This window comes from Bacillus sp. GMa5/1 (assembly GCF_050172015.1).
Classification (GTDB): domain Bacteria; phylum Bacillota; class Bacilli; order Bacillales; family Bacillaceae_G; genus Bacillus_A; species Bacillus_A cereus.
In genome coordinates, this window is sequence record NZ_JBNLYC010000028.1 from 19,247 (window position 1) to 43,662 (window position 24,416).

The following is a 24,416-nucleotide window of genomic DNA, read 5'->3' on the forward strand; positions in this document are numbered from 1 at the left end:
GATGAAATCACTATATTCTAGATTTGTATTTATGACGGTCGGCATTATGCTACTTAGTAGTATTATCGGCTTTTTATTAACGAACGTATATTATCAAGTGAAGTTAAAACCATATAACAGTGAAAAGATTTTAAAGTATGCGGAAGAAGTTAAATCGTTATATGAAAAGCAAAGTGAAGAAAATCAAGAGACGTATTTGCATTCTATTGCAAAATTAGGGTATGAGATTTACATTGTTGATGATCAAAAGAATGGAAAGCGTATCGGTAATGCGTTTCGTAAGACGACAATAAGTGATGATACCGTTCATAAAGTATTGCAGGGGGAGACATTTAATGGTGTTTCTACTTATCCAACGCGCCTCTTTATTACAGGTTTTTTCGATAATGAATTAATTAATAGCGTCGGTGTCCCAGTACAACACGGTGATAAACAGTACGCTTTATTCATTCGCCCTGACGTTCAACAACAATTCGGCGAGATGAGAATTTTTCTAGCGGTATTATTAGGGTTTATCGTACTATTAAGTATTATTTTTATAGCGATTGCAGCAGGTTACATCGTTCGCCCAATCCGTAAATTTACGAAGGCTACGCAAAAAATTGCGAGTGGGGAATATGAAATTGAATTAGATGTAAAACGAAAAGATGAAATAGGAACGTTATCTACAAGCTTCCAAAAGATGACGAAGAGTATTAAAGAACTAGATGAAATGAGACAAGAATTCGTTTCGAACGTTTCACATGAATTTCAGTCGCCACTTTCTTCCATACAAGGTTTTTCAAAGACGTTGCAAACAGAAAAGATGAGTGAGGAAGAAAGAAATCATTACTTACAAATTATTGAGGGTGAAAGTAAGCGAATGTCTAGTTTATGTAAACAGTTACTTACGCTCGCTTCATTAGATAAAGAGGAAAAGGTTCTACAAATAAGAGAATTCAATCTGCAGAAGCAAATTAAAGACGTCATTTTTATGCTTGAGTGGAAATGGCGGGAAAAAGATATCGCCGTTGAATTTAATGTGCCAGATATCACTATAAAAGGTGATGAAAACTTACTTCATCAAGTTTGGAGTAACATTTTCACGAATAGCATTAAGTTTTCAAACGATGGTGGAACGATTGAGTTTTTCGTCGAAGAGTTAGAGTCTAGTGTCATTATTTCTATATCAGACAACGGAATCGGTATGGAAAAAGAAGAAATGGATCGTATTTTTGACCGTTTTTACAAAGTAGATACAGCAAGGACGAGAAACGTAGAAGGTAGCGGTTTAGGATTGTCGATTGTGCAGAAGATTGTTGAACTGCATCATGGAAACGTTTCGGTGTATAGTACGAAGGGGGAAGGAACGACCGTTCGGGTGGAGCTTCCGAAATAGATGGAAAGAAAGAGGCTGTTTCGGAACGGCCTCTTTTTTTTTGGTCTCTAGTATACGTGTAAAGTGAAAAAATGTGAGTCATTTTCATTACATACTCGGACGAGTTTGTGGAGTGAAATCAGGAGGAAGTTTGTTTGGAAATGTAGAATTTCTACATAGTTATAAGGATTTTATTGAAACTGTAACTATTTAGGGAGGAAATTACTTTGAAACGAATTGACGTGTTATTAAACGTACTAGATTCAACATTCGATAAAGAGAGTTGGTATGCACCGTTTAAACATGCTATTGAAGGACTTACAGCCGAACAGGCTATGTGGAAACCATCTGGTGAGGAAACGAATACCATTTGGGAGAACGTTAATCATCTCATTTATTACAAAGAGAGGCTTGCTGCAAACTTGGAAGGCCGTGAATGGACACATAATCTTGACGGAAATGACACATTTTATCTTACTAAGCAATCTAATGATGATATGGAATGGAAGAAAGTCGTTGAACGTTCTGAAAATGCTCAGTGTAATTTAAGACAGGCATTAAGTGCAATTTCCGAAAGAGAGCTTGAGCAAAATTCACTAGAGGGGAAATTACTGGATATCATGCTTCATGATGCTTATCATACAGGACAAATTATTCAATTAAGGAAAATGCAGGGTGCTTGGCCATCAAAGCGTTAACTGCCGTTATAAGTTGGTACTATTGTTGAATAAAATTTAGATATTCAAACGACTTTATTGTTATATTTTTAGTGAATTATTTTACATCCAAAATGAAATAACTATATTTTTAACCCCGTCCCCAATTTAGAACGGGGTTATGTTTGGTTTGCTATAAAGCCGCACCTTTCCCACGCTCTTCCTTAAACCGAACCCCAAAAGTATCCGCTGTAATCTCATCAGCTTTCGGCAAAGCCCGTAATTTCGGATGAAGCAGCCATACGAGAGAGATAAAGAAAATCCCGATGCTAGCGAGCGCAAAAATGAGTTGGCTACTAAATACATTTGCGGTGTATCCGCCAATTAAAGAACCGAATGGCATAGCAATTGTGCCCATACTTCGCATGACTGAATTGATGCGTCCGATATATTGATTTGGAATTACAATTTGACTAATTGTCGCAAATAATATGTTCGTGGCACCAATTGGGATCCAAGCTAGGCCGAATAAAAAAATAGACAGCCATTGAAACGGTACAATCGTAGAGAGAAACCAAAAGATAGCGCCAGTCGCAAAGCTAATAATAGAAGTGCGGCCAACATTACGTTTGCCAACCCATGAACTGAATAATGCACCGATGAGACTACCTGCTGATATAGCAGCTAAGAAGAAGCCATATGATTTCACGCCTCCTAAAGAATCAGCGAAAGAAGGGAGTATCGCCATCGTCATACCGATTGAGAAATTAGCAACAACTGAACCGATTAAGAATGCGCCCATTAAGGAACGGAAGACAATTGAAAAACCTTCTTTTAAATCTGAGAAATATTGTTTTGTTGAAAGTGATGTGCCCGTTTCGGTTTGCTTTGGCATTTTCAATGAAAAGAACAAAAGGGCAGTAATCGCGAATGTGAAAGAGTCGATCACATATAAAGTAATGGCGCCAAGTAGTGCTACTAATATGCCAGAAATCGTCGTACAAATTAAGTCAATACCTTGATACGCAAATGAGAAGAGTGAGTTTCCTTTTAATAATTGTGTTTTATGCAGTAGAAGTGGTAAAGCTTTCGATTGTGCGGGATAGGCGAATTGTTCGATAAAGGCTACGATTGGCATAATGATGAGTAGTAGTTGGACTGTTAATAGATCGAAGTAGTGTGTAATAGGAATGATTAAAATAAGAATGCATTGCAGAACTTGTGTAATGACGAGGGTGTTTTTAATGGACCATCTATCAACGAATGGACCAGTAAGAAATTGAAGTGCAGAGGGTAATAATGTAAGAAAACCAGCCAATCCAGAATAAAAAGGATTACCACTTAGCTTATATACGAGCCACATCGCGGCTACATAATACAAACTATCTCCTATGTTTGTAAAAATTCTCCCTAAAAATAATAAGAGGAAATTCCGGTTTTTCAATATGTCCATTTAATCTACTCCTTTATAATAAATTTATTCGGTAAAATAAATTTGACCGTTAGTGTAAAAAAAATCGTATTACGATTTTTCTTCTTTTTTCACAAATCGCTGCATTGCTCGTTCGTCGATTTGTAGTGCAGTAGTAGAAATGTAATAAGATTTACTATTTGGATCTTTATCCGCATCTTTTGCGATATCATTTAATTCAGCCATCAATTCATGAAACTTTTTTACCCACACTTGAAATTGTTCCGGCGTAGCATCAAACTCCCAGCAAGATGAAACGTAATTCCACTCAGCCGGGTCTTCGCTTTCTTTTCGTAATATAAAAGCTTCTTCAGGAGCAGCGAGAATATGGTTTTTCGTTGTTTCTGCCATTTGTAAAAAGATTTGGCGACCTGATTCGCTTAACATTTCTAAATGAGGTAATAGGTCTGCAGCAGGGGTGAAGCCTCTAGCGACAGATTGATAGAACTTTTGAATGATGCCATTCTTTTCTTCTGTATAAACAATCTCTATAAAACCATTCTTTTCTAATTCTTTTAAATGATAATGAATTTTCGCCCTTGGAATGCCGAATTTCTCAGATAGTAATTGTCCTGTATAAGGACGTTCGCATAGACGCATCATCATTTCGACACGTAGTGGATCGCTTATTGCTTTTAGTTGGCTATAAGTAGTGAGTGTTAACATGGGCTTCAAAATGATCAACTCCTTAAATGGAATTACTCGGTCAAGATTATTTGACTGAATTGTATCAAGGATTTTAGTTATTTTCAATACTTTCTGAAAATTAAATCTTCCCCTCTGTAATCTTCTGTTCATATTCCGTTCATATTTCTTTTTTATGATAAGTGCATAGAAAGAAAGAGGAAGGAGCGAGCGAAATGTTTTTAGCTCTGCGTGAATTGAAACAATCAAAATTAAGATACGGATTAATCGGACTGATTATGGTGTTATTATCATTTTTAGTTCTTGTTATTTCAGGATTAGCAAATGGACTATCATATGATAATGCTTCATCGATTCAAAATATGGAGGCAAATAAGTTCGTTTTAGCAGATGATGCGGAAAATAAATTACTTCGTTCACAAATTAAGAAAGACGATGTAGATAACGTAGTAAATCAAGTAGGCGAGAAAGAAGCCGTTCCGTTTCGTGTGAAAGTTTCAACATATGAAAAGAAAGATAGTTCGAAAAAGGTTGATATCGCTATTTTCTCAAGTGAACGGGATTCATTTTTAGAACCGAAAATTGTAAAAGGGGAGAAATTAGGTACAGCAAACAACGAGATGGTTGCTGACGAATCAATTAAAGAAAAAGGAATTGATATTGGAGATACAATTATTGATCCTGTTTCAAAGAAAGAATTTACAATCGTTGGATTTACGAAAGATCAAATGTTTAGCCATACACCAGTCGTTTATGTAAATGAAGACGTATGGGGTGCTATTTCACAACCAAACCAAAAAGATTATAGTGCAATTGCACTTAACACAGATAAAGAGATTAAAAATGCACACGTAATTGACAAAAAAGAAGTGCTACAAAGTATTCCAGGATTTAAAGAAGAACAAGGAACATTAACGATGATCATTGCGTTCTTACTTGTTATCGCTGCATTACTAATCGGTGTATTCTTCTACGTTATTACACTGCAAAAAACACAGCAATTAGGTGTATTAAAAGCAATCGGTACAAAGAACTCGTATTTAGCAAATAGCTTAGTCGTGCAGGCGTTATTCTTATCAGTCGTTGCGATGGTAATCAGTATCGTTCTTGTACAAGGGTTAGAACAAATTTTACCAGCAGGTATGCCGTTCTTATTAACAACACCGATGATTGCGCAATATGCAGCAATCTTTATCGTAATTAGTATTTTAGGAACACTTATTTCGTTATACCAAGTATTAAAAGTTGATGCATTAGAAGCAATTGGAGGCGGGATGTAATGACTTCATTATTAAAATTAGACAAAGTAAGTAAAGTGTACGGAGAAGGGAATACGGAAGTAACAGCCCTTCATCCGATATCGCTTGATGTGAAAGCCGGAGAATTTATCGGAATCGTCGGTCCTTCTGGATCAGGGAAAAGTACGTTATTATCAATCGCGGGTGCATTATTATCACCGTCAAAAGGGGATATTTACATTCGTGAGCAAAATATTACACAGTTATCAGAAAAGGAAATGACAGACATTCGTTTGAAAAAAATCGGCTTCATTTTCCAGTTTGCAAACCTTGTTCCATATTTAAATGTGAAAGAACAGTTACTTTACATTGCAAAGCTAAAAAAAGAAAGTAAACAAGAATCCGAAAAGCGTGCAGATCATTTATTAGCGGCATTTGGATTAGGAGAAAGAAAGAATCATTATCCAAATCAACTATCTGGCGGGGAAAAACAAAGGGTAGCAATCGCTCGTGCGTTCATGAACAACCCAGATTTAATATTAGCGGATGAGCCAACGGCAAGCTTAGACTCAAAACGCGCACGTGAAGTTGTTGAAATGATGAAACGCGAAGTGAAAGAGAGCCAAAAAGCAGCAATTATGATTACACATGATGAAAGAATGCTTGATGTATGTGATCGTATATTGACGCTTCGAGATGGACAGTTAATATAAAAAAAGGAAAACCGTACATGTATGTGCGGTTTTCCTTTTTTTATGGACTTATTTAGAGAATAACGTTTTAATTTTATTACGAGTAAGTAATAAAACACCGCCTAATACAGATAGCATTCCTAGAGCCATATTGTTTGATTGCTCGCTACCAGCGTTAGGAAGTTCTTTAGCGTTATTGTTTTTAGTACCATTATCTGCTTGCATTTGTTTAGACTGTGATACTTCATTAATCTTGTTATCAACATTTTGCTTCGTTGTATGTAACTCAGCTAATTTGTCGTCAATTTTTTTCTCAGTATGCTTAAAGTCGTTGATTTTAATATCTAAGTCTTGTTTTTTCTTTGATAAATCATCTGAAACAGTTTGTTTCGATTGTTTAATTTCGTTAATTTTATTAATTAAATCTTGTCTAGCTTCTTGTAAAACAGCTAGTTTGTTTTTTACATCTTGTTTAGCTAATTCTAAGTTAGCGGAAAGACTGTCTAAATTGCCTTTAATTTTCTTAAGTTCCTCTAACGTGTTACCGGTATTCGGCTTGTTTTCTTTTAGTTCAGCGAGTTTGTCCTCAGCAGTTTGTTTCGCTTTCTTTAACTCAGCTAATTTTTCATCTACTTGTTTTTTAACTTCCTTAAGTTCATTAACCTTTTGATCAATGTTCTCTTTATGTTGCTTCATTTCATTCACTTTTTCATCGACAGTTTGTTTATGTTCTTTAATCTCATTCACTTTGTTATCGATATTTTGCTTATGTTCTTTTACTTCAGCAACTTTATCTTCTACTTGTTTTTTATGCTCTTTAATTTCAGCGATTTTATCTTCGGCGATTTGTTTGTCTTGCTGCAGTTTTGCATCTAGTTCTTGTTTATGCTGTTTAACTTCGTTAATTTTTTCATCAGCAACTTGTTTACGTTCATGTAGTTCATTCACCTTCGTATCAACATTTTCCTTAACCTTGTTAAGTTCATTCAATGTTTGATCCACGTTTTCTTTGTGTTGCTGTAATTTCGCATCTAACTCTTGTTTATGTTGCTTAATTTCAGCTAATCGATCTCCCGTACTTTGCTGAGGAGTAGCATCATTTACTTCCGCATGAGCAGGGTTCGCGCCAGCAATCATTGCTAAAGCTAGTGTAGACGCAGCAATTGTTTGTTTTGTTTTCATATTTTTGTACCTCTTTTCTTTCATATGCATGAACTGTTTTGTGTAAAAATGAGCATATAGAAGTAGATTCTTCCATCATTATATACCATCTGCGCCGTCTAGAGGAAGTATTTGCATAATAATCTATGATTATGTAATTTTTATAATCTCTTATTTTGGAGTAGGGGATAAATCTTTAGCTAGATGAACAATTTCTTCTATAGTAAAGCTTACATCTTTATTATTGCGAATAACAAACAAATAATCAGCCTCATTTTCTATAGGATCTACCACATCATCGTGAAGTGATTCAGTTTGTTGTCGATCAAATACTTCTTTGAAACTAGAATATCCACCTCTAAAAATATTCGTACTTCGCGTGCTTCGAGCCACTCTTTCGTAAAGTACATCATCTGGAATGTCAAAATGAACGAGTATGCGTACATATTCATTCTGTGGAAATAATTCGTTTAGTAAATATAACCTTCCATTTTTACTGCGATTGGAGTTACTAATAATAAGGTGTAAATTTGAATGTTCTTTCGCATAATCAACAATGAATTTTGAAAGACCGTGCTTAAATGTATTAGGGCCTTTAGCCGGCTGTAATTTTTCGTAATGCGTGTTAATAAATTCAGCTTGATTATCTTGATCCATAACGAAAGAGTGGGGTAACTCTTTTTCTAATGCTCTTGCAAATGTAGTTTTTCCACTGTGTGTTTTTCCAACTGTAATGATGACTAATCTTTTCATGACGCCCTCCATTTGTATTGTTATGAACTGGAATATTCGGTGTAGATCGAAATCTTCCTGCTAGAGATTACACAAATTATTGGAGCGTTAGTAGGCTGAAAACTTGACAAAAAAACTTATTTATGCTATAATTTACCAATACGAAAATAAGGTGTATAATAGGGTTCTCCTGGCCAGGGGAACCCTATTTTTGTTGTGAAAATGAAGGAGAGTGTATGTGCGTGAAACAAGGTGAAGCAAGTGTAACGTCGTTAGTATCAGCATTCGGAAGGGCGTATCATAGTGAATTTGATAGTCCTAAAATCTTTAATGATTATGTAGCTAAAGATTTCATTTCACAAAAAGAACGTAACAATATTGAAACGAACATGGTTCAAGGGATTCACTTTTTCAATACAGACATTGCAGAGCAGTTTCAAGACAATCCAAAAGAAATATTAAAATGGATTACACAAGTTCAGTTATCACCAACACCTTTAGCACGTGCCGCATATTGTGAAAGAGTATTACTACATGAAATTACATTAGGAGCGAAACAATACGTCATACTCGGTGCAGGCTTAGATACGTTCAGTTTTAGAAACCGAGAGTTAGAGAATAAAATAGAAATATTTGAAGTGGATCATCCTTCTACGCAGGCGTTTAAGAAGGAAAGAATAAAAGAAGTAGAAATTGAAGTTCCAAATAACCTTCATTTTGTTTCAATGGATTTTATGAAAGGATTTTCCTATGAACAGTTACGCAATGAAGGATTTGAAAATAAAAAGACGTTCTTTAGTCTATTAGGTGTAACGTACTATTTAACGAAAGAGGAACTTTCTAGTTTAATAGAATGTTTATTTGAGGTGGTTCCGGCAGGAAGTTCTATCGTTTTCGATTATCCCGATGAAAACTTGTTTACGGAAAAGGGACTGTCCAATCGAGTTGAAAATATGGTAAAAATGGCTGCGGTAGGCGGAGAACCGATGAAATCATGTTTTTCTTATGCCGAAATGGAAGCACTGTTAGAGAAGGCGGGCTTACTCATTTATGAACATTTATCGCCAGAAGACATAAATAAATTATATTTTGAAGGACGAAACGATTATTTGAAAGCTTTTGAGACAGTGCATTATGTGCATGCGGTGAAAAGGTAGGAAATTAGTAGGCATGGGGAGGAATCTCTGTGTCTTTTTTTATAAAAAAGGAAATGAGCTGTAGTGGTGGAAAATATAATTATAAATATATATAAATTAATGTTTTGTAGAAACTAAAGGAAAGGGGAAATAGAAGATGTTGAAATTACGAGGAAAATACAATGAAGCGAAAGTATATACTACGAATGTAGAAAAAATGGCAGCAGGTCAAATTATTGATCTTTGTAACCAAGAATTCGTAAAGGATAGCAAGATCCGTATTATGCCAGATACACATGCGGGCGCAGGTTGTACGATTGGGACAACAATGACAGTTCAAGATAAGATTGTTCCTAATTTAGTCGGGGTTAACTAATCGGCTCAGACTTTAAACTACTCACTCAATTGACTGGAAACCCTAACGATAAAAGACGAGGGCAATCAGCAGCCAGTGGTTATGGTGACATAATCGAATGGTTCAGAGACTTGCACCATGTTAGCAGACTAAGGTACAGAATTATTCCTCATCCATTTTGAGTTGAAGAGGAATAATTAATACGGTGAGCCTACAGTAGAGACTGCATATCTCGATGACTGTAGAGAAGGTATAGTCCACACTTTCAGGAAACTGGGAGGTAAGTACGATATTGGTTGTGGCATGGAGGTTGTTATAATTAATAAGAAAAAAGAGGAAATCAACTTCGATTACTTAGACGAAACGATACGTAAATTTGTCCCAAGTGGTTTTCGTATTCGAGATAAGGAACATAGATTTTCAAAAATGATTGATTTTGATAGTGTAAGAGCCCCGTTTACATTGCAACGTGCTCAAAAAAGTATTGGTACACTTGGCGGGGGCAATCATTTTGTCGAACTGAATGAGGATGATGAAGGAAATGTATACATTGTTATTCATAGTGGTTCGCGTAATTTAGGGAAACAAGTAGCAGAGTATTATCAAAACTTTGCTTACGAGCAACTTATAAACGTTAAATCTATTAAAGAAGAAATTATTGAGCGTTTAACGAAAGAAGGCAGACAACAAGAAATACATGAAGCTTTACGTGAAATTAAGAAACCGGTGATTTGTAAAGAATTAGCTTATTTAGAAGGACAAGGATTTAAAGATTACATGAATGATATGAAAATTGCACAAAAATATGCGGAGTTAAATCGTAAAGCAATGATTGATGAAATCGTCACTACAATGGATTGGAAAGTAACAAATCAATTCACTACAATCCATAACTACATCGATATGGACAATATGATTCTAAGAAAAGGTGCTATTTCAGCTCAGAAAGATGAACGAGTAATCATTCCAATCAATATGAGAGATGGTTCAATCATTGCATTTGGTAAAGGAAATCCAGATTGGAACTTTTCTGGCCCTCATGGAGCAGGGCGTATTATGAGTCGCAAGAAGGCGAAAGAAGTACTTAACTTAGAGGATTTTCAAAATACAATGACAGAGGTTTGGACTACATCTGTTGCAGAAAGTACTTTAGATGAAGCACCAATGGTATATAAGCCAATGGATGAAATTATTGAGAATACAAAAGAAACAATTGATATTAAACATATTATTAAGCCACTTTACAATTTTAAGGCTAATTAAAAGAGGAGTAACGTTTATTAAAGAAAGAGAACTTGAAAAGATAGCATATTTTGTGGCGGTTATATAACAGAGATTAAAAAGACAACATATTAAACTAAGAGATTCATCATATTCATTTACATTTATGTAATGTTAAAGACTAGAAAGCTAGATTGGCGCGAATTGCTAATTGTGGAGTGTGTAGAAAAGACAAAATCTCTTAAAAAACACTTAATTTTTTATTCCATTAATCTTTACAATCTCCCCTTATAATGTGAATTGGACAAGCACCTAAGAGAAAGCAGAATATGTCAGTTTGTACATTCTATTATTAGGGGGAGAATTTGTATGAAAAAGACAGTTGCTTCGTTAGCAGTTATGGCGGCATTATTACCGACATTTTCAGCACATGCGGAAGGGAAAGAGCAAGTTCGAAAATCAGCTACAACTTTTAATGTTATTAGTGACATTCAAGGTGATTTAGGAGATTTTGATCACGTATTAAAAGATATGAATAAAGTAACGCCACTTTCTAGAGCGCTTATTATGAATGGGGATATAACGCCGACTGGACAACAGTCACAATATGATGATGTAAAGCGTGTGTTAAATAAAAATAAGCATCTAGAAAATGTATGGTCTACTGTTGGGAATCATGAGTTTTATGCTGGTAAATGGACAGCAGATGGGAAACTCTCTCAAAGTACATGGCCAAATGGTGTAACTGAGGAAACTTTATTTAACCGCTATCTGAAATTTAGTGGACAAGAAAAGGTATATCATAAAAAAGAATTAGATGGCTATCCACTTTTATTTTTAGGAACTGAAAAATATATGAAATACCACGATTCAAAAATGTGGGATGAAGTATATATGAGTGATGAGCAATTAGGTTGGTTAAAACAAAATTTAGAAGAGTATAGTCAAAAAGATAAAAATAAACCAATCTTTATTTTCTCTCATCACGTTTTACCTGATACAGTATCTGGATCAAGACAATCACCATATTTACAAGATTATTTAAACGTGGATAAATTGTACGATATATTAAAAGACTATCCGCAGGTCGTTTTCTTTACGAGTCATACGCATTGGGATTTAAACTTACCGGACTGGGCTGGTAAAAAGAAAATTGCAGGCGGAGATAAAAAAGGATTTACTGTTGTAAATACGGGCGGGATTGAAACGGGCTGGATGTCAGCAGGACCAAATGGAGGAGAGAAAACTGCTCCAGATGGCTATTCATTTAAACAAGGGTTACAAGTGAAAGCATATGGTAACGATGTAATTGTGACAGCTTACGATTACAAACGTGATAAGGATATAAAGAAGTTATTAATTAGTGATTCAAAAATTGCGCAGATGGCACCAAATGTAACGGCAGATGATAGTGAAAATATAATTGTCGGTGCAACTGAATATATGGAGTATTCTATAGAAGGAACGAATGAGTGGCATACGTATAGTAAAGCAAACCCTCCGAAATTTGATGGGGATAAAGTCGTATACGTACGCCATAAAGGTGAAATGAATTTAGAGCCGGGATTAACACAGTTACTTCGTTTTTCGGTAAATAAGTGATTGGAGGGAGTCTGCATTTGAATGTGTAGGCTCTTTTTTTGTTGATGAGAAAGGGGTTGCCTGTCTGTCGTTTTTTGTCGATAGATCGATATATTAAGAAAATCGTTGATATATTGCAAGTTACGATAGATATATTTGAAAAATCGTTGATATATTGAAAGGAATGAACGATATATTTAAAAAATCGTTGATATAAATTTCATGTACCGTAATTAAGTTAAAATCATTAATACGGTTTTACTTATCAAAATGAAATTCTAATACATTTTTAACCGAGAAAGATGACTTCACCATTTTTACGTGTAATAATAGTAACGTTACATATATTGTGAAAGAAGTACAAAAGGAGTGTTACAATGAATTTAGCTAAATTCCCGAGAAAAAAATATACAGAATCATATACACCAATTGAAAAGTTAAACAACTTTTCTGAAGCACTTGGTGGCCCGACTATTTATTTTAAACGAGATGATTTACTTGGTTTAACAGCTGGTGGCAATAAGACGAGAAAATTAGAATTTTTAGTTGCAGATGCACAGGAAAATGGTGCAGATACGTTAATTACAGCTGGTGGTATTCAGTCAAATCATTGCCGCCTGACACTGGCAGCTGCGGTAAAAGAAAAAATGAAATGTATCCTTGTATTAGAGGAAGGGCTTGAGCCAGAAGAGAAGAGAGACTTTAACGGAAACTATTTCTTATATCACTTATTAGGTGCTGAAAATGTCATTGTTGTACCGAACGGAGCAGATCTTATGGAAGAAATGCATAAAGTAGCACAAGAAGTAAGTGAAAAAGGTAATACACCATATGTAATTCCAGTTGGTGGATCAAACCCTACGGGTGCTATGGGATACGTTGCTTGTGCGCAAGAAATTATGGCGCAATCATTTGAGCAAGGAATTGATTTCAGTTCAGTTGTTTGTGTAAGTGGTAGCGGCGGTATGCATGCTGGTTTAGTTACTGGTTTTTCTGGAACACAAAGCCATATTCCTGTAATCGGGATTAACGTAAGTAGAGGAAAAGCTGAGCAAGAAGAGAAAGTAGCAAAACTTGTAGATGAAACTTCAGCACATGTTGGTATTCCAAACTTTATCTCGTGCGACGCTGTTACGTGCTTTGATGAATATGTAGGACCAGGCTATGCGTTACCAACGCCGGAAATGGTAGAGGCAGTTCAGTTACTTGCGAAAACAGAAGGTATTTTACTTGATCCAGTGTATACAGGTAAGGCAGTAGCGGGATTAATCGACTTAATTAGAAAAGATAAATTTAATAAGGAAGACAATATTTTATTCGTACATTCAGGTGGTTCACCAGCTTTATATGCGAATACTTCTTTATTTGCGTAAGTGTAAAAAGCATTGGGTATCCAATGCTTTTTTGTTATATACTGGAATTGTCGAGAGGTGGGAGGATTATATGAACTCAAATTTAAAATGGATTATATATACGGTACTCGGCATTTCTATTCTATTAATCTTATTTGTGGCTTATGGGGTGTATTCGTATTTTATATTTTAAAAGCGTAATGGAAGTGAACCATAATGTAATGGAAGTGAACCATAATGTAATGGAAGTGAACCATAATGTAATGGAAGTGAACCATAATGTAATGTATGTTATAGTTTGATATGTTAATTACTTACAATACTTTCTACAAGGAGAATACATAATGAGAGCAAAGAAACTAGTAACGTTAGCAGTTCCATTTATGCTGTTAGTCGGATGCGAGGTAGGAGATAAAGATTCTACTCATAAGACTGAGCAAACTAGTAAAGCAATAACGAAAACAGTAATTTCTGAACAACAGTATCCGTACTACATATGTGAGCAAGTGGTAGAGTTCCAATTTAAGAAGGATGAACTGTTACTAAACTTAGGAGAATCCTTAAAGGACAAAGAAAAAGCAAAAGCTGTTTTAAAAACATCAAACGAGATAGATAAAATTTTAGACAATATGGAACACATAAAAGTACCTGATACATACAAAGACATTCACAAATCCATACAAGAAGGGGTAACAGAGGCAAGAAAAGCAACGAAGTTAATTAAGGATGCTGGTAAAGAAGATAAACAGAAGATTCAAGAAGCTACAATGAAAGGTACTGAATTTTTATCAGGTGTAGACGGAGAGCATTGGAAAAAAGCAATTTATGAGTTATCACAGGAAAACAAAGATGCTTATAGTAAGGCACTTGATAAGAAAGTAAAGGAGCACTCAAAGTAAAACAGTAACTTGTAACAATACATATCCACCTAAAATTTCCGCGAATGCTATGCTAGGAAGTTAGGTGGGAGATTACTGTCCTTAAATGTGGCTGATTAAAGCTACAGCCACATTCTCCTGTTCTAATTAACTAAAAGAAGAACTTCCCCATCCCGATTAGACTACTGATCATTCCTATTCCACTCATGGTGCCTTTTCCTGCTGTAAGTAAGTTTCCAAGCATTCCTAGCTGACTGTTACCTCCGTTATTTCCCCATCCCATTGGGGCCCACGGACCACCCCATCCTGGAGAGTTTCCGAAAATACCCCCGTTATTGGTATTGAATTTAAAAGCCTTAGCTGGCGGCGATAGTAAAGCTGCGAGATGACCTTGTGCGAACATCCCTGTATGATTGAATGGTTGCGCCCAGGGGAAGGGAGGTTTTTGAAAATTAAAACCTGCATGACCTGGTAATGGAGTCCAATTAGCAGGGTGACCTTGTGGTAGTATCTCTGCATAATTAATTGGCTGCTGCCCCCAAGAGAAGGGAGGAGGTTGGGGATTGAACCCCGTATAATTGGCTGATGAATCCCAACTAACTGGATAGACTCGGTAACTCCAATTCTCAGGAAGCTTCAAATCATTCATTACCTCAGATGTAGTTATTTCGGGCTGTGAATATAATGAAATTTGGTTAGTATATTGTTGCCCATTTCCCTTTGAATTCAAATACCAATATTGGTCCATACGCTTATTCTCCTCACTTTAAAAATGTAATGTTAGACTTAGCCTATGTAATATTCCTTTTTATGGATGGTTACATAACTAGATCTACAAGCCTGTATTTAAAGGAATGGGTGCGTAGTCTTTTTGATTTTTCTCGCTGCCTGTAAAATTCTCATTGATTTAAAGCTTCACTTTATTTTAGAAGGGGATTTTCAGTTGCTTCTTTTTTGTATTTCAGCCTAATTTAAATTCCGTTAACAAACATTTTTATAAAGGTTTAATCAACAAAAAGATTTTAAAATGGTATGTTGAGCAAGTGGAATTGCTAAAAAGAGAATATCCATTCGAAGAGTTTGGCAAAATACTGCAAGGGTAATATTTTCTTGTGCAAATATGTAAACGATTTAAACGAATCAATGAAATTTATAATGAAGGGGCAATTAAATATATGAGTGAAACATTACATAAAAGAAAACCACCATATGTAATGCTTGTAATCCTTTTTATTGGGGCATTTGTTTCATTTCTAAATAACTCCCTTTTAAATGTAGCCTTGCCATCAATAATGAAAGATTTAAACATTCAAGATTATTCAACGATCCAGTGGCTTTCTACAGGGTATATGCTTGTAAGTGGTATATTAATTCCGGCCTCAGCATTTTTAATAACGCGTTTCTCCAATAGGAGCCTATTTATTACATCTATGGTGATTTTTATTCTTGGTACTGCCTTAGCGGCTGTAGCACCTAACTTTGGTTTATTACTTACTGGTCGGATGGTTCAAGCGGCAGGCTCTTCAGTTATGGGACCTTTGTTAATGAATATTATGCTAGTAAGCTTTCCAAGAGAAAAAAGGGGAACAGCAATGGGGATTTTTGGACTAGTTATGATTACAGCTCCAGCAATTGGGCCGACACTATCAGGTTATATTGTAGAGTATTATGACTGGCGTTTGCTTTTTGAAATGATTTTACCGTTAGCAATCATTAGCTTACTGTTAGGGATTTGGAAATCTGAGAATGTCATGAAACAAAACAAAAATGCAAAACTTGATTATCTCTCATTACTATTATCTTCTGTCGGTTTTGGCGGTTTGTTATATGGATTCAGTTCTGCAAGCTCCGATGGTTGGACAAATAAAGTTGTCTTAACAACCTTAATCATAGGCGCTATTGCCCTAATTGCTTTCATTATTCGTCAATTAAAAATGGATGAGCCGTTATTGGATTTACGTGTTTACAAGTACCCAATGTTTGCACTTGCGTCTGTAATTGCAATTGTTAACGCGGTGGCCATGTTTTCGGGTATGATTTTAACACCAGCTTATGTACAAAACGTCCGTGGTATTTCGCCGCTGAGCTCTGGGCTGATGATGCTTCCAGGTGCGGTTATAATGGGGATTATGTCACCAATTACAGGTAAACTATTTGATAAATATGGTCCTCGGATTCTTGGTATAGTGGGGCTTTCCATTACAGCTGTTTCAACTTATATGTTGGCAAGTCTGCAAATTGACTCTAGTCACACACATATTATTCTTATCTACACACTGCGGATGTTTGGGATGGCGATGGTTATGATGCCACTTATGACAAATGGTCTTAATCAATTGCCAACTCGCTTAAATCCGCACGGTACAGCTGTTAATAATACAGCTCAACAAGTGTCCGGTTCGATTGGTACTGCTATTCTTGTTACGATTATGAACTCTGTAACAAAAACAAAAGCTGAAAGTTTAATGTCTCATATAGATCCAACAACCTTTACAGAAACTACGAAGGCAATAGTAACTCAGAAGGCTTTATTATCTGGAATTCAATATTCATTTTATGTAGCGCTTGGCATGAATGTTGTTGCACTACTATTAGTTTTTTTCGTTAAACGTGTAGATACAAGTGCGGAAGCTGTCGAGAAGCTAAATCGGTAGAGAAAAATAAAACGCTTGATAATGATTCCTACAAGTTTTTTACTGCTAAGGCGCCAGTATTTAAAATGGGAAAAGAACTGAAAGAAGCAGTGACATAATTATGTAGTGAAAGAGGACCTGATGTTCATATCAGGTCCTCTTTCATTAGTAACACGGTATATTTGCTTATCGTATTGCTTTAACTAAACTACTGATTTTTCGAATACTACAATCTTAAGAGCGTCAACTTCTTTGTTTTGGGGTGTTTTAGAAGAAAATGAATCAAAATAATCATTTTTATAAACAAATACAAGAGATGAGATCCATTTGCAATTTCTCATAAACATTACAAGTTTAGATTATCTTTTAACACCAACATTAAAAGGCTCCAACTATATTTATTCGCTTCATTTTAATTTAGTATTTTTCTACAAGTTATAAATCTAATTGCCAAGCTTATACGTAATATCATAATCATGAATAGTTAGGGAAAAGATAAAATAAGGTAATCAATTACATATCTTTATCCCAGGCGATTAGTTGCTATTTCCTCTTTATTAAATGGGATATGTTATTTCATGCTTTTTTGAAAGGGTGTTTTAAATGGAAAAAAAAGTATCTGCCATTCCTCAGCCGAAAACATATGGACCGCTGGGTAATCTCCCATTAATCGATAAAGATAAACCGACCCTATCCTTTATCAAGATAGCGGAAGAGTATGGTCCCATTTTTCAAATTCAAACTTTAAGTGATACCATAATTGTCGTTTCCGGACATGAACTGGTAGCAGAAGTCTGTGACGAAACACGGTTCGATAAAAGTATAGAGGGTGCTTTAGCAAAAGTTCGCGCCTTTGCTGGGGACGGATTATTTACTAGCGAGACTCACGAGCCTAACTGGAAAAAAGCTCATAATATTTTGATGCCTACATTCAGCCAACGGGCAATGAAAGATTACCATGCCATGATGGTCGATATTGCTGTACAACTCGTTCAAAAATGGGCACGGCTTAATCCGAATGAAAACGTAGATGTTCCGGAGGATATGACTCGTCTTACGTTAGATACAATTGGTCTATGTGGTTTTAATTACCGATTCAATAGCTTTTATCGTGAGACACCTCATCCTTTTATTACTAGCATGACCCGTGCTCTAGATGAGGCGATGCACCAATTGCAGCGGTTGGATATAGAAGACAAACTTATGTGGAGAACGAAACGTCAATTTCAGCATGATATCCAATCTATGTTTTCTTTAGTAGATAATATTATTGCTGAACGTAAAAGTAGTGGAGATCAGGAAGAAAATGATTTACTTTCCCGTATGTTAAATGTGTCAGATCCGGAAACTGGTGAAAAATTAGATGATGAAAACATTCGTTTCCAAATTATCACTTTTTTAATAGCTGGGCATGAGACAACAAGTGGATTGTTATCTTTTGCAATTTACTTTTTATTAAAGAATCCGGATAAATTGAAAAAAGCCTATGAAGAAGTAGACCGTGTTTTGACAGATCCTACTCCAACATACCAACAAGTTATGAAACTGAAGTATATACGGATGATTTTAAATGAATCACTGCGTCTATGGCCTACCGCTCCAGCATTCAGTCTCTATGCAAAAGAAGATACAGTGATTGGCGGGAAATACCCAATTAAGAAAGGAGAAGATCGTATTTCTGTTCTTATTCCACAGCTACATAGGGATAAAGATGCATGGGGAGACAATGTGGAAGAATTCCAACCTGAACGATTTGAAGAGCTGGATAAGGTTCCTCATCATGCTTATAAGCCATTTGGAAATGGCCAGAGAGCATGTATCGGTATGCAATTTGCACTTCATGAAGCCACTCTTGTAATGGGAATGCTTCTTCAACATTTTGAATTAATCGATTATCAAAACTATCAGCTGGATGTAAAACAAACATTAACGCTAAAGCCCGGTGATTTTAAGATTAGGATTCTACCCCGAAAACAAACTATTAGCCATCCTACTGCTCTTGCACCTACAGAGGACAAGCTGAAAAACGATGAAATTAAGCAGCACGTTCAGAAGACACCTTCTATTATTGGGGCCGATAATCTTTCACTTCTTGTTCTGTATGGCTCGGATACAGGGGTAGCAGAAGGTATTGCAAGAGAATTAGCAGATACAGCTAGTTTAGAAGGAGTTCGAACGGAAGTGGTAGCTCTTAACGATCGAATTGGAAGTTTGCCAAAAGAAGGAGCGGTACTTATTGTGACTTCTTCTTATAATGGAAAACCGCCAAGTAATGCAGGGCAGTTTGTGCAATGGTTGGAGGAACTAAAAACAGATGAGCTAAAAGGGGTTCAATACGCAGTTTTTGGTTGTGGAGATCATAATTGGGCTAGTACCTATCAACGGATTCCAAGATACATTGATGAGCAGATGGCGCAAAAAGGAGCAACAAGATTTTCTAAACGCGGAGAAGCAGATGCAAGTGGTGATTTCGAGGAACAGCTCGAGCAATGGAAACAAAGCATGTGGTCTGATGCGATGAAGGCATTTGGATTGGAGCTCAACAAAAATATGGAAAAAGAGCGCAGTACTTTGAGTCTGCAATTTGTCAGTCGTCTTGGAGGATCTCCTCTTGCACGAACATATGAAGCAGTTTATGCGTCTGTACTAGAAAATCGTGAACTCCAATCATCCAACAGTGATAGAAGTACACGACATATCGAGGTATCCTTGCCAGAAGGCGCTACATATAAAGAAGGAGACCACCTTGGAGTGTTGCCAGTTAATAGCGAGAAAAATATCAACCGAATTTTAAAACGTTTTGGATTAAATGGGAAGGATCAAGTTATACTGAGTGCAAGTGGACGAAGTATAAATCACATACCTTTAGACAGTCCTGTTAGTTTATTGGACCTTCTTAGTTATAGTGTTGAAGTTCAAGAAGCAGCCACTCGAGCACAAATACGAGAAATGGTGACATTCACAGCATGTCCTCCTCATAAAAAAGAATTGGAAGCATTATTAGAAGAAGGAGTTTACCATGAACAAATACTAAAGAAACGGATTTCAATGTTGGACCTTCTTGAAAAGTATGAGGCTTGTGAAATCCGATTTGAACGCTTTTTAGAACTTCTTCCTGCGCTCAAACCGCGTTACTATTCTATTTCAAGCTCTCCACTCGTTGCACAGAATCGTCTGAGCATTACGGTCGGTGTTGTTAATGCGCCTGCATGGAGTGGGAAAGGGACATATGAAGGAGTCGCTTCTAATTACTTAGCTCAGCGTCATAATAAAGATGAGATTATCTGTTTCATTCGAACGCCACAATCAAACTTTGAATTACCTAAAGATCCAGAAACACCAATTATTATGGTTGGGCCAGGTACTGGAATTGCACCATTCCGTGGATTCTTGCAAGCGCGTCGTGTTCAAAAGCAAAAAGGTATTAACTTAGGAGAAGCACATCTATATTTTGGTTGTCGTCATCCTGAAAAAGATTATCTTTATCGTACAGAACTAGAAAATGATGAAAGAGAAGGATTAATCTCTTTACACACAGCTTTTTCTCGTCTAGAGGGACATCCAAAAACATATGTACAGCATTTAATAAAACAAGATAGAATCAATTTAATTTCGTTATTAGATAATGGAGCTCATCTTTATATATGTGGTGATGGAAGTAAAATGGCTCCGGATGTAGAAGATACCCTTTGTCAAGCATATCAAGAAATTCATGAAGTCAGTGAACAAGAAGCAAGAAATTGGTTGGATCGTGTGCAAGATGAAGGGCGATATGGAAAAGATGTTTGGGCTGGTATATGACTGTTTCTTAATTAGATACATATTAACTAATGAACTTCTTTCGAATAAATTTCACTTTATTAGTATAGTGTATTTAGATGAATAGTGATTAACCGGACTATTTAGTATCTACTAAATAAAAAACAGGACCTGATATGCATCTATCAGGTCCTGTTTCACATAGACATTATACATCGATATTTTCCACGCATTATCAATGTTTGTAATGTAGTTAGCCTTTTGAGTCAGCTATAAAATCAGATATTATTTTTTCAATATCGAAAGGAGTAATCCCTTTATCCAAAGAAAAAATGCTTTCTGCTTCTTCGATGTCTTGAACGAGTTCACCTCTAGCTTCAATATGTAATCGGAACAAGTCATATAAATTCGGTTTAACTAAATTAGTTAAAGCCTTCCCAACTAGTATCATACCTTTTTGATTAGCCTCGATGGTATTATCATAAGTTAGATCTCTCGTAAGAGACAAATCTGTCCAAATCAATTTTCGTTCCTTTAAGTCTAAAATAACTGGAATAGAGATTTGGGTGTCGGCAGTAATATCCACTTTATCTTGAACAGTAGAAGGTTCAAATATTTCACCTGAACCAGGATATTGACGAACCATCCAACCAGTAAAGCATTCTGGTAAATCTTTATACGGTTGGTCTGTGTAAGAAAGCAAAGTCATGACTACATAGCGTGCACCATATTTCAGCACAGACGGAATATCGAAATCAATGAATTCAGATGCCCCCTTTGGTGCAGAAGTAATATCTCCGCTATGGTAGGCTTTGAAATTTTTTGAACGTAAGTTCGTGAAGGATACATGTTCTTTGTATTGCCAATCTTCGTCGTACATTGCAGCAGATAAATCAATGTCAACGCGTCCTGTATGTTGTCCATTCACATAGCCTTCTTTCCACCATAGGAAAAAACGAATCGTATCTCCTTCTGGCAAATCTACTTTACTTCCTCGAGATAATGTGCGAAGCGCTTTGCTGGCTGAACGTTGAGAGAAGGGAACTAAGTGATTTTTTAACTGTTCATCCAAAAATACTTTTCCGAGACTTGGAAGTTCTGCGAAGCGATTTTTTAAAGTATCTTCACACATTTTTACAATCATTAAACAAATATCCTCTGAGATAAATGGAAGTGTATTTTCGATACCTATAGCTTTTGCTACATTTCCCTTTGGAAAAAAGGTACGAAATTCATTTTTATCATTTCGATGCTTAAAATGAGCTGTGAGTTGAAGTAATACAGGAGTAGAAACGTTTCCTATTATACTTAGAAAATCTTCGAGAATATTGAAAACATCTGTTGACTTATCACTACATAAACGGATTAAATGATCCAAGCGTCTGGAAAATTCCCCCGGGCGAGTTTTTAAAAGATTTTTTGCTGTCATGATATCACGATTCAACAAAGCTGCTTCTATTTTTCCATTAAATGTTTCAACTTTAATGTTGTTGCGAAGAATCTCAAATGCTCGGTGGGTTTTTGGGAAACGAGTATGATATTCTGCTGGATGAAGAATTTCACCTAAACGAATCCAACGTTTTTTGTATCGAAGCATATCTTCGGTAATGTTTCCGCATTGCTCTAACAATCCTAAAAGGAAGCGTCTTTCTGCTCGGTTAAACTTCTTGAATCGGACGGAGGATGCTAAACTCACATCGCCTTCAGATAAAGCAACTGCAAGGCGAAGAACATCAGTTGCTGTTTTAAAATACTTTGCAGCAGCATCGGCTGATATTTTTCTGTTTATTAATAAAACCCCAATTATAAAAGACATATTTTCCTTATGAGGAATTACATTAGGTAGAAAACAGGAAACATCTTCAGTGTGTGTAATAGCCCATTCTACATCCGTCTTATCAGTTGAGGAAATAGAGCTGTTTGCACTAATCAATTGAGAAATCATTTGATTGAAATCTTCTTCACTTCCTAAGTCAATAACTTTCAAATCAACTCTATCTAAAAGAGGGAGTCGTTCTTCTACTTTTGATACAGGTAGGCGCAACGTCACATAATGAATAATGGCATTAATGTATAAATCAGCGTCACTTAAATCCATCATTTGTTGCGGAAAGTTTGGATACATAGGAGTAAACTGAATATGTGCTCCAACCATTTCTTTTAAATGTTTTACCAACTCTTTGTAAAACGATGTGAATGCATCAACCGAAAGTGTTTGCAACTCTTCTATTAAAGGCTCGGAAAAAGTAAATCCTAAATTTTCCAAGTTTTTTAAAACAGTGGCTAAATAAATGTTCGGTAGTTTATTTTCTTCTCTTTTTATAATTACTTTCAAACTTCTTCTTATGTAAATAGAATTTTTCATGAGAACGCCAGCTATTCACGCCTTATAAAAGAGGGGAATAGTCTGACTGTCCTCCTTTCAGTGGTAGATTTTTATTTTTATATGTATAAACACACTAATTGTAGAAAAATGCACAGAGGGTACATAGCTATTTTTTAGTGGAAAATTAGGGATATAACATTTAGTTGTTAAGTGGTAATTTGTTAATTAAGAAAAGAAAACCTCTACATCAATGGTTGATAAACTAAAGTTTATGCAATCCCAAAGAAGAAAGAGGTTTTATAGTCTAATTATTTTTCATAGGGAATTGACAACTCTAAAACAATTTGAAATTTCTACAAAGAAGGAAGAATTGTCATAGCCTATGTGTTTAGCAGGAAAGTAACATCCCTATTTGGCCAAAGAAGTTAGAAGGAAGGAACGTCATAGCCTGCTTTATTAGTATATTCTCATGCGAAGAGCAATTCAAGTATACTGTCTGATTTTTTATTTTTTTCTTAAAGGGGAATTTTCATGATTATCCCGCATTAACGGGCAGCCAGATTGGTGAGGGTGATTAAAGTTTCACTTTATAAATAGGGAGACCATCACATGCCCTTTTTATAATGCTATTACGGGAGGATTTTTATTTTTGATATATTATACCATTTATTTAATGGTATAATATGGTATGCGTTCTGTGGAATGGAGTTGAATGAGTATTATAAATACAAAAGGTGAAATTAAAAAAACAAAAAGAAAAGTATTACTAACTATACTTACTATGTTAGTAATTATAATTGGATTTGGATATTGGAAACTTTTTAGTTTGCAAGGTGTTCCAAAAGGGGAATTCATTCGAACAGTGAAATCTCCAGATGGAAAATATCTCATCAAGACTTATTTTCATAATGCAGGATCATTAAGTGCGGATGCTGTTAGGGGTGAATTAGTTAACCTTGATACAGATTCAGAGAAAAATATATATTGGAACTATCCAGATACAGATCCATATATTGAATGGGTAAATAAGAATATTGTTAGAATTGGAGATCAAACTTTAGATGTTTCACAGAAAGAAACCTATGATTGGCGTGATGACGATAAGCACGTTAAAGAAATGCCTAAACAGTTTATTAGATAAAATAAGAAAAATTAAATTTATTTAATCTTATTCGTTTAACTATAGATAGGATTATATGAGTGAAAAAGTCCATTTAGATTTT

Annotated in this window: 19 protein-coding genes; 13 read left to right on the top strand and 6 right to left on the bottom strand. The window is 35.6% G+C overall.

What is annotated here, in order from left to right:
- The first annotated feature begins 1 nt into the window (after position 1).
- Together ACQGSG_RS09710 and ACQGSG_RS09715 are read left to right on the top strand one after the other, a co-directional pair.
- Positions 2-1,378: a sensor histidine kinase gene (locus ACQGSG_RS09710; protein WP_000839528.1), complete on the top strand. Its 1,377-nt coding sequence runs from the start codon at positions 2-4 to the stop codon at positions 1,376-1,378.
- Positions 1,379-1,584: 206 nt separating this feature from the next.
- Entirely contained in the window at positions 1,585-2,055 is a 471-nt protein-coding gene (locus ACQGSG_RS09715; protein WP_000821015.1) for a DinB family protein, read from the top strand.
- A 151-nt stretch (positions 2,056-2,206) separates the two neighbouring features.
- Here ACQGSG_RS09715 and ACQGSG_RS09720 read toward each other — a convergent pair whose 3' ends face one another.
- Together ACQGSG_RS09720 and ACQGSG_RS09725 are read right to left on the bottom strand one after the other, a co-directional pair.
- The gene (locus ACQGSG_RS09720) at positions 2,207-3,466 is read right to left on the bottom strand and encodes an MFS transporter (RefSeq protein WP_087948644.1); all 1,260 of its coding nucleotides are present in this window, start codon (positions 3,464-3,466) and stop codon (positions 2,207-2,209) included.
- Between the two features lie 69 nt (positions 3,467-3,535).
- Positions 3,536-4,159 carry an ArsR/SmtB family transcription factor gene (locus ACQGSG_RS09725; RefSeq protein WP_000803871.1) on the bottom strand — a complete coding sequence of 208 codons (624 nt, stop codon included), beginning with the start codon at positions 4,157-4,159 and terminating at the stop codon, positions 3,536-3,538.
- A gap of 185 nt (positions 4,160-4,344) precedes the next feature.
- On the opposite strand from ACQGSG_RS09725, the gene ACQGSG_RS09730 reads away from it, so the two are divergent.
- Positions 4,345-5,409 (top strand): ABC transporter permease, encoded by a 1,065-nt coding sequence (locus ACQGSG_RS09730; protein WP_000477749.1) that lies wholly within the window; start codon positions 4,345-4,347, stop codon positions 5,407-5,409.
- A complete protein-coding gene (locus ACQGSG_RS09735) occupies positions 5,409-6,080 on the top strand; it encodes an ABC transporter ATP-binding protein (protein WP_000202597.1) in 672 nt (223 codons plus the stop codon). Before ACQGSG_RS09730 ends, ACQGSG_RS09735 begins: the two co-directional genes overlap by 1 nt.
- Positions 6,081-6,128: 48 nt before the next feature.
- Here the strand turns inward: ACQGSG_RS09735 and ACQGSG_RS09740 are convergent, their stop codons facing one another.
- Together ACQGSG_RS09740 and ACQGSG_RS09745 are read right to left on the bottom strand one after the other, a co-directional pair.
- Positions 6,129-7,241, bottom strand: coding sequence for an LPXTG cell wall anchor domain-containing protein (locus ACQGSG_RS09740; protein ID WP_134995550.1), 1,113 nt, complete (start codon positions 7,239-7,241; stop codon positions 6,129-6,131).
- Positions 7,242-7,391: 150 nt separating this feature from the next.
- A complete protein-coding gene (locus ACQGSG_RS09745; protein WP_000826987.1) occupies positions 7,392-7,973 on the bottom strand; it encodes an ATP-binding protein in 582 nt (193 codons plus the stop codon).
- Between the two features lie 215 nt (positions 7,974-8,188).
- Here ACQGSG_RS09745 and ACQGSG_RS09750 point away from each other — a divergent pair, with 215 nt between their 5' ends.
- From ACQGSG_RS09750 to ACQGSG_RS09775, 6 genes are all read left to right on the top strand, one after another.
- Positions 8,189-9,109 (top strand): class I SAM-dependent methyltransferase, encoded by a 921-nt coding sequence (locus ACQGSG_RS09750; RefSeq protein ID WP_325842284.1) that lies wholly within the window; start codon positions 8,189-8,191, stop codon positions 9,107-9,109.
- A 136-nt stretch (positions 9,110-9,245) separates the two neighbouring features.
- Positions 9,246-9,464 carry an RtcB family protein gene (locus ACQGSG_RS09755; protein ID WP_061654911.1) on the top strand — a complete coding sequence of 73 codons (219 nt, stop codon included), beginning with the start codon at positions 9,246-9,248 and terminating at the stop codon, positions 9,462-9,464.
- 282 nt (positions 9,465-9,746) lie between these two features.
- Positions 9,747-10,706 (top strand): RtcB family protein, encoded by a 960-nt coding sequence (locus ACQGSG_RS09760; RefSeq protein ID WP_426947272.1) that lies wholly within the window; start codon positions 9,747-9,749, stop codon positions 10,704-10,706.
- A gap of 327 nt (positions 10,707-11,033) precedes the next feature.
- The gene (locus ACQGSG_RS09765) at positions 11,034-12,266 is read left to right on the top strand and encodes a DUF4073 domain-containing protein (RefSeq protein WP_426947274.1); all 1,233 of its coding nucleotides are present in this window, start codon (positions 11,034-11,036) and stop codon (positions 12,264-12,266) included.
- Between the two features lie 356 nt (positions 12,267-12,622).
- On the top strand, positions 12,623-13,618 hold the full coding sequence (locus ACQGSG_RS09770; RefSeq protein ID WP_325842283.1) for a D-cysteine desulfhydrase: 996 nt from the start codon (positions 12,623-12,625) through the stop codon (positions 13,616-13,618).
- Positions 13,619-13,941: 323 nt separating this feature from the next.
- Entirely contained in the window at positions 13,942-14,496 is a 555-nt protein-coding gene (locus ACQGSG_RS09775) for a hypothetical protein (RefSeq protein ID WP_001201801.1), read from the top strand.
- 130 nt (positions 14,497-14,626) lie between these two features.
- On the opposite strand, the gene ACQGSG_RS09780 is transcribed toward ACQGSG_RS09775, so the two are convergent.
- The gene (locus ACQGSG_RS09780) at positions 14,627-15,223 is read right to left on the bottom strand and encodes a hypothetical protein (protein WP_044795138.1); all 597 of its coding nucleotides are present in this window, start codon (positions 15,221-15,223) and stop codon (positions 14,627-14,629) included.
- A 427-nt stretch (positions 15,224-15,650) separates the two neighbouring features.
- Between ACQGSG_RS09780 and ACQGSG_RS09785 the strand changes: the two genes are divergently transcribed.
- Positions 15,651-17,129, top strand: a complete 1,479-nt coding sequence (locus tag ACQGSG_RS09785; RefSeq protein ID WP_000005138.1) for a DHA2 family efflux MFS transporter permease subunit — start codon at positions 15,651-15,653, stop codon at positions 17,127-17,129.
- A 582-nt stretch (positions 17,130-17,711) separates the two neighbouring features.
- Positions 17,712-20,909, top strand: a complete 3,198-nt coding sequence (cypD, locus tag ACQGSG_RS09790; RefSeq protein WP_325842282.1) for a bifunctional P-450/NADPH--P450 reductase — start codon at positions 17,712-17,714, stop codon at positions 20,907-20,909.
- A gap of 211 nt (positions 20,910-21,120) precedes the next feature.
- On the opposite strand, the gene ACQGSG_RS09795 is transcribed toward cypD, so the two are convergent.
- A complete protein-coding gene (locus ACQGSG_RS09795) occupies positions 21,121-23,232 on the bottom strand; it encodes a TerD family protein (protein ID WP_325842281.1) in 2,112 nt (703 codons plus the stop codon).
- A gap of 673 nt (positions 23,233-23,905) precedes the next feature.
- Between ACQGSG_RS09795 and ACQGSG_RS09800 the strand changes: the two genes are divergently transcribed.
- Positions 23,906-24,334 carry a DUF5412 domain-containing protein gene (locus ACQGSG_RS09800; protein WP_000022538.1) on the top strand — a complete coding sequence of 143 codons (429 nt, stop codon included), beginning with the start codon at positions 23,906-23,908 and terminating at the stop codon, positions 24,332-24,334.
- The last annotated feature ends 82 nt before the right edge of the window (positions 24,335-24,416 follow it).

Excerpts from the sequence above, each read along its gene's own strand:
- ACQGSG_RS09740 (WP_134995550.1), bottom strand. The coding sequence starts at position 7,241 with ATGAAAACAAAACAAACAATTGCTGCGTCTACACTAGCTTTAGCAATG.
- ACQGSG_RS09775 (WP_001201801.1), top strand. The coding sequence starts at position 13,942 with ATGAGAGCAAAGAAACTAGTAACGTTAGCAGTTCCATTTATGCTGTTA.
- ACQGSG_RS09720 (WP_087948644.1), bottom strand. The coding sequence starts at position 3,466 with ATGGACATATTGAAAAACCGGAATTTCCTCTTATTATTTTTAGGGAGA.
- ACQGSG_RS09780 (WP_044795138.1), bottom strand. The coding sequence starts at position 15,223 with ATGGACCAATATTGGTATTTGAATTCAAAGGGAAATGGGCAACAATAT.
- ACQGSG_RS09785 (WP_000005138.1), top strand. The coding sequence starts at position 15,651 with ATGAGTGAAACATTACATAAAAGAAAACCACCATATGTAATGCTTGTA.
- ACQGSG_RS09800 (WP_000022538.1), top strand. The coding sequence starts at position 23,906 with ATGAGTATTATAAATACAAAAGGTGAAATTAAAAAAACAAAAAGAAAA.
- ACQGSG_RS09710 (WP_000839528.1), top strand. The coding sequence starts at position 2 with ATGAAATCACTATATTCTAGATTTGTATTTATGACGGTCGGCATTATG.
- ACQGSG_RS09760 (WP_426947272.1), top strand. The coding sequence starts at position 9,747 with ATGGAGGTTGTTATAATTAATAAGAAAAAAGAGGAAATCAACTTCGAT.
- ACQGSG_RS09735 (WP_000202597.1), top strand. The coding sequence starts at position 5,409 with ATGACTTCATTATTAAAATTAGACAAAGTAAGTAAAGTGTACGGAGAA.
- ACQGSG_RS09730 (WP_000477749.1), top strand. The coding sequence starts at position 4,345 with ATGTTTTTAGCTCTGCGTGAATTGAAACAATCAAAATTAAGATACGGA.
- ACQGSG_RS09745 (WP_000826987.1), bottom strand. The coding sequence starts at position 7,973 with ATGAAAAGATTAGTCATCATTACAGTTGGAAAAACACACAGTGGAAAA.
- ACQGSG_RS09765 (WP_426947274.1), top strand. The coding sequence starts at position 11,034 with ATGAAAAAGACAGTTGCTTCGTTAGCAGTTATGGCGGCATTATTACCG.
- cypD (WP_325842282.1), top strand. The coding sequence starts at position 17,712 with ATGGAAAAAAAAGTATCTGCCATTCCTCAGCCGAAAACATATGGACCG.
- ACQGSG_RS09795 (WP_325842281.1), bottom strand. The coding sequence starts at position 23,232 with ATGAAAAATTCTATTTACATAAGAAGAAGTTTGAAAGTAATTATAAAA.
- ACQGSG_RS09755 (WP_061654911.1), top strand. The coding sequence starts at position 9,246 with ATGTTGAAATTACGAGGAAAATACAATGAAGCGAAAGTATATACTACG.
- ACQGSG_RS09750 (WP_325842284.1), top strand. The coding sequence starts at position 8,189 with ATGTGCGTGAAACAAGGTGAAGCAAGTGTAACGTCGTTAGTATCAGCA.
- ACQGSG_RS09770 (WP_325842283.1), top strand. The coding sequence starts at position 12,623 with ATGAATTTAGCTAAATTCCCGAGAAAAAAATATACAGAATCATATACA.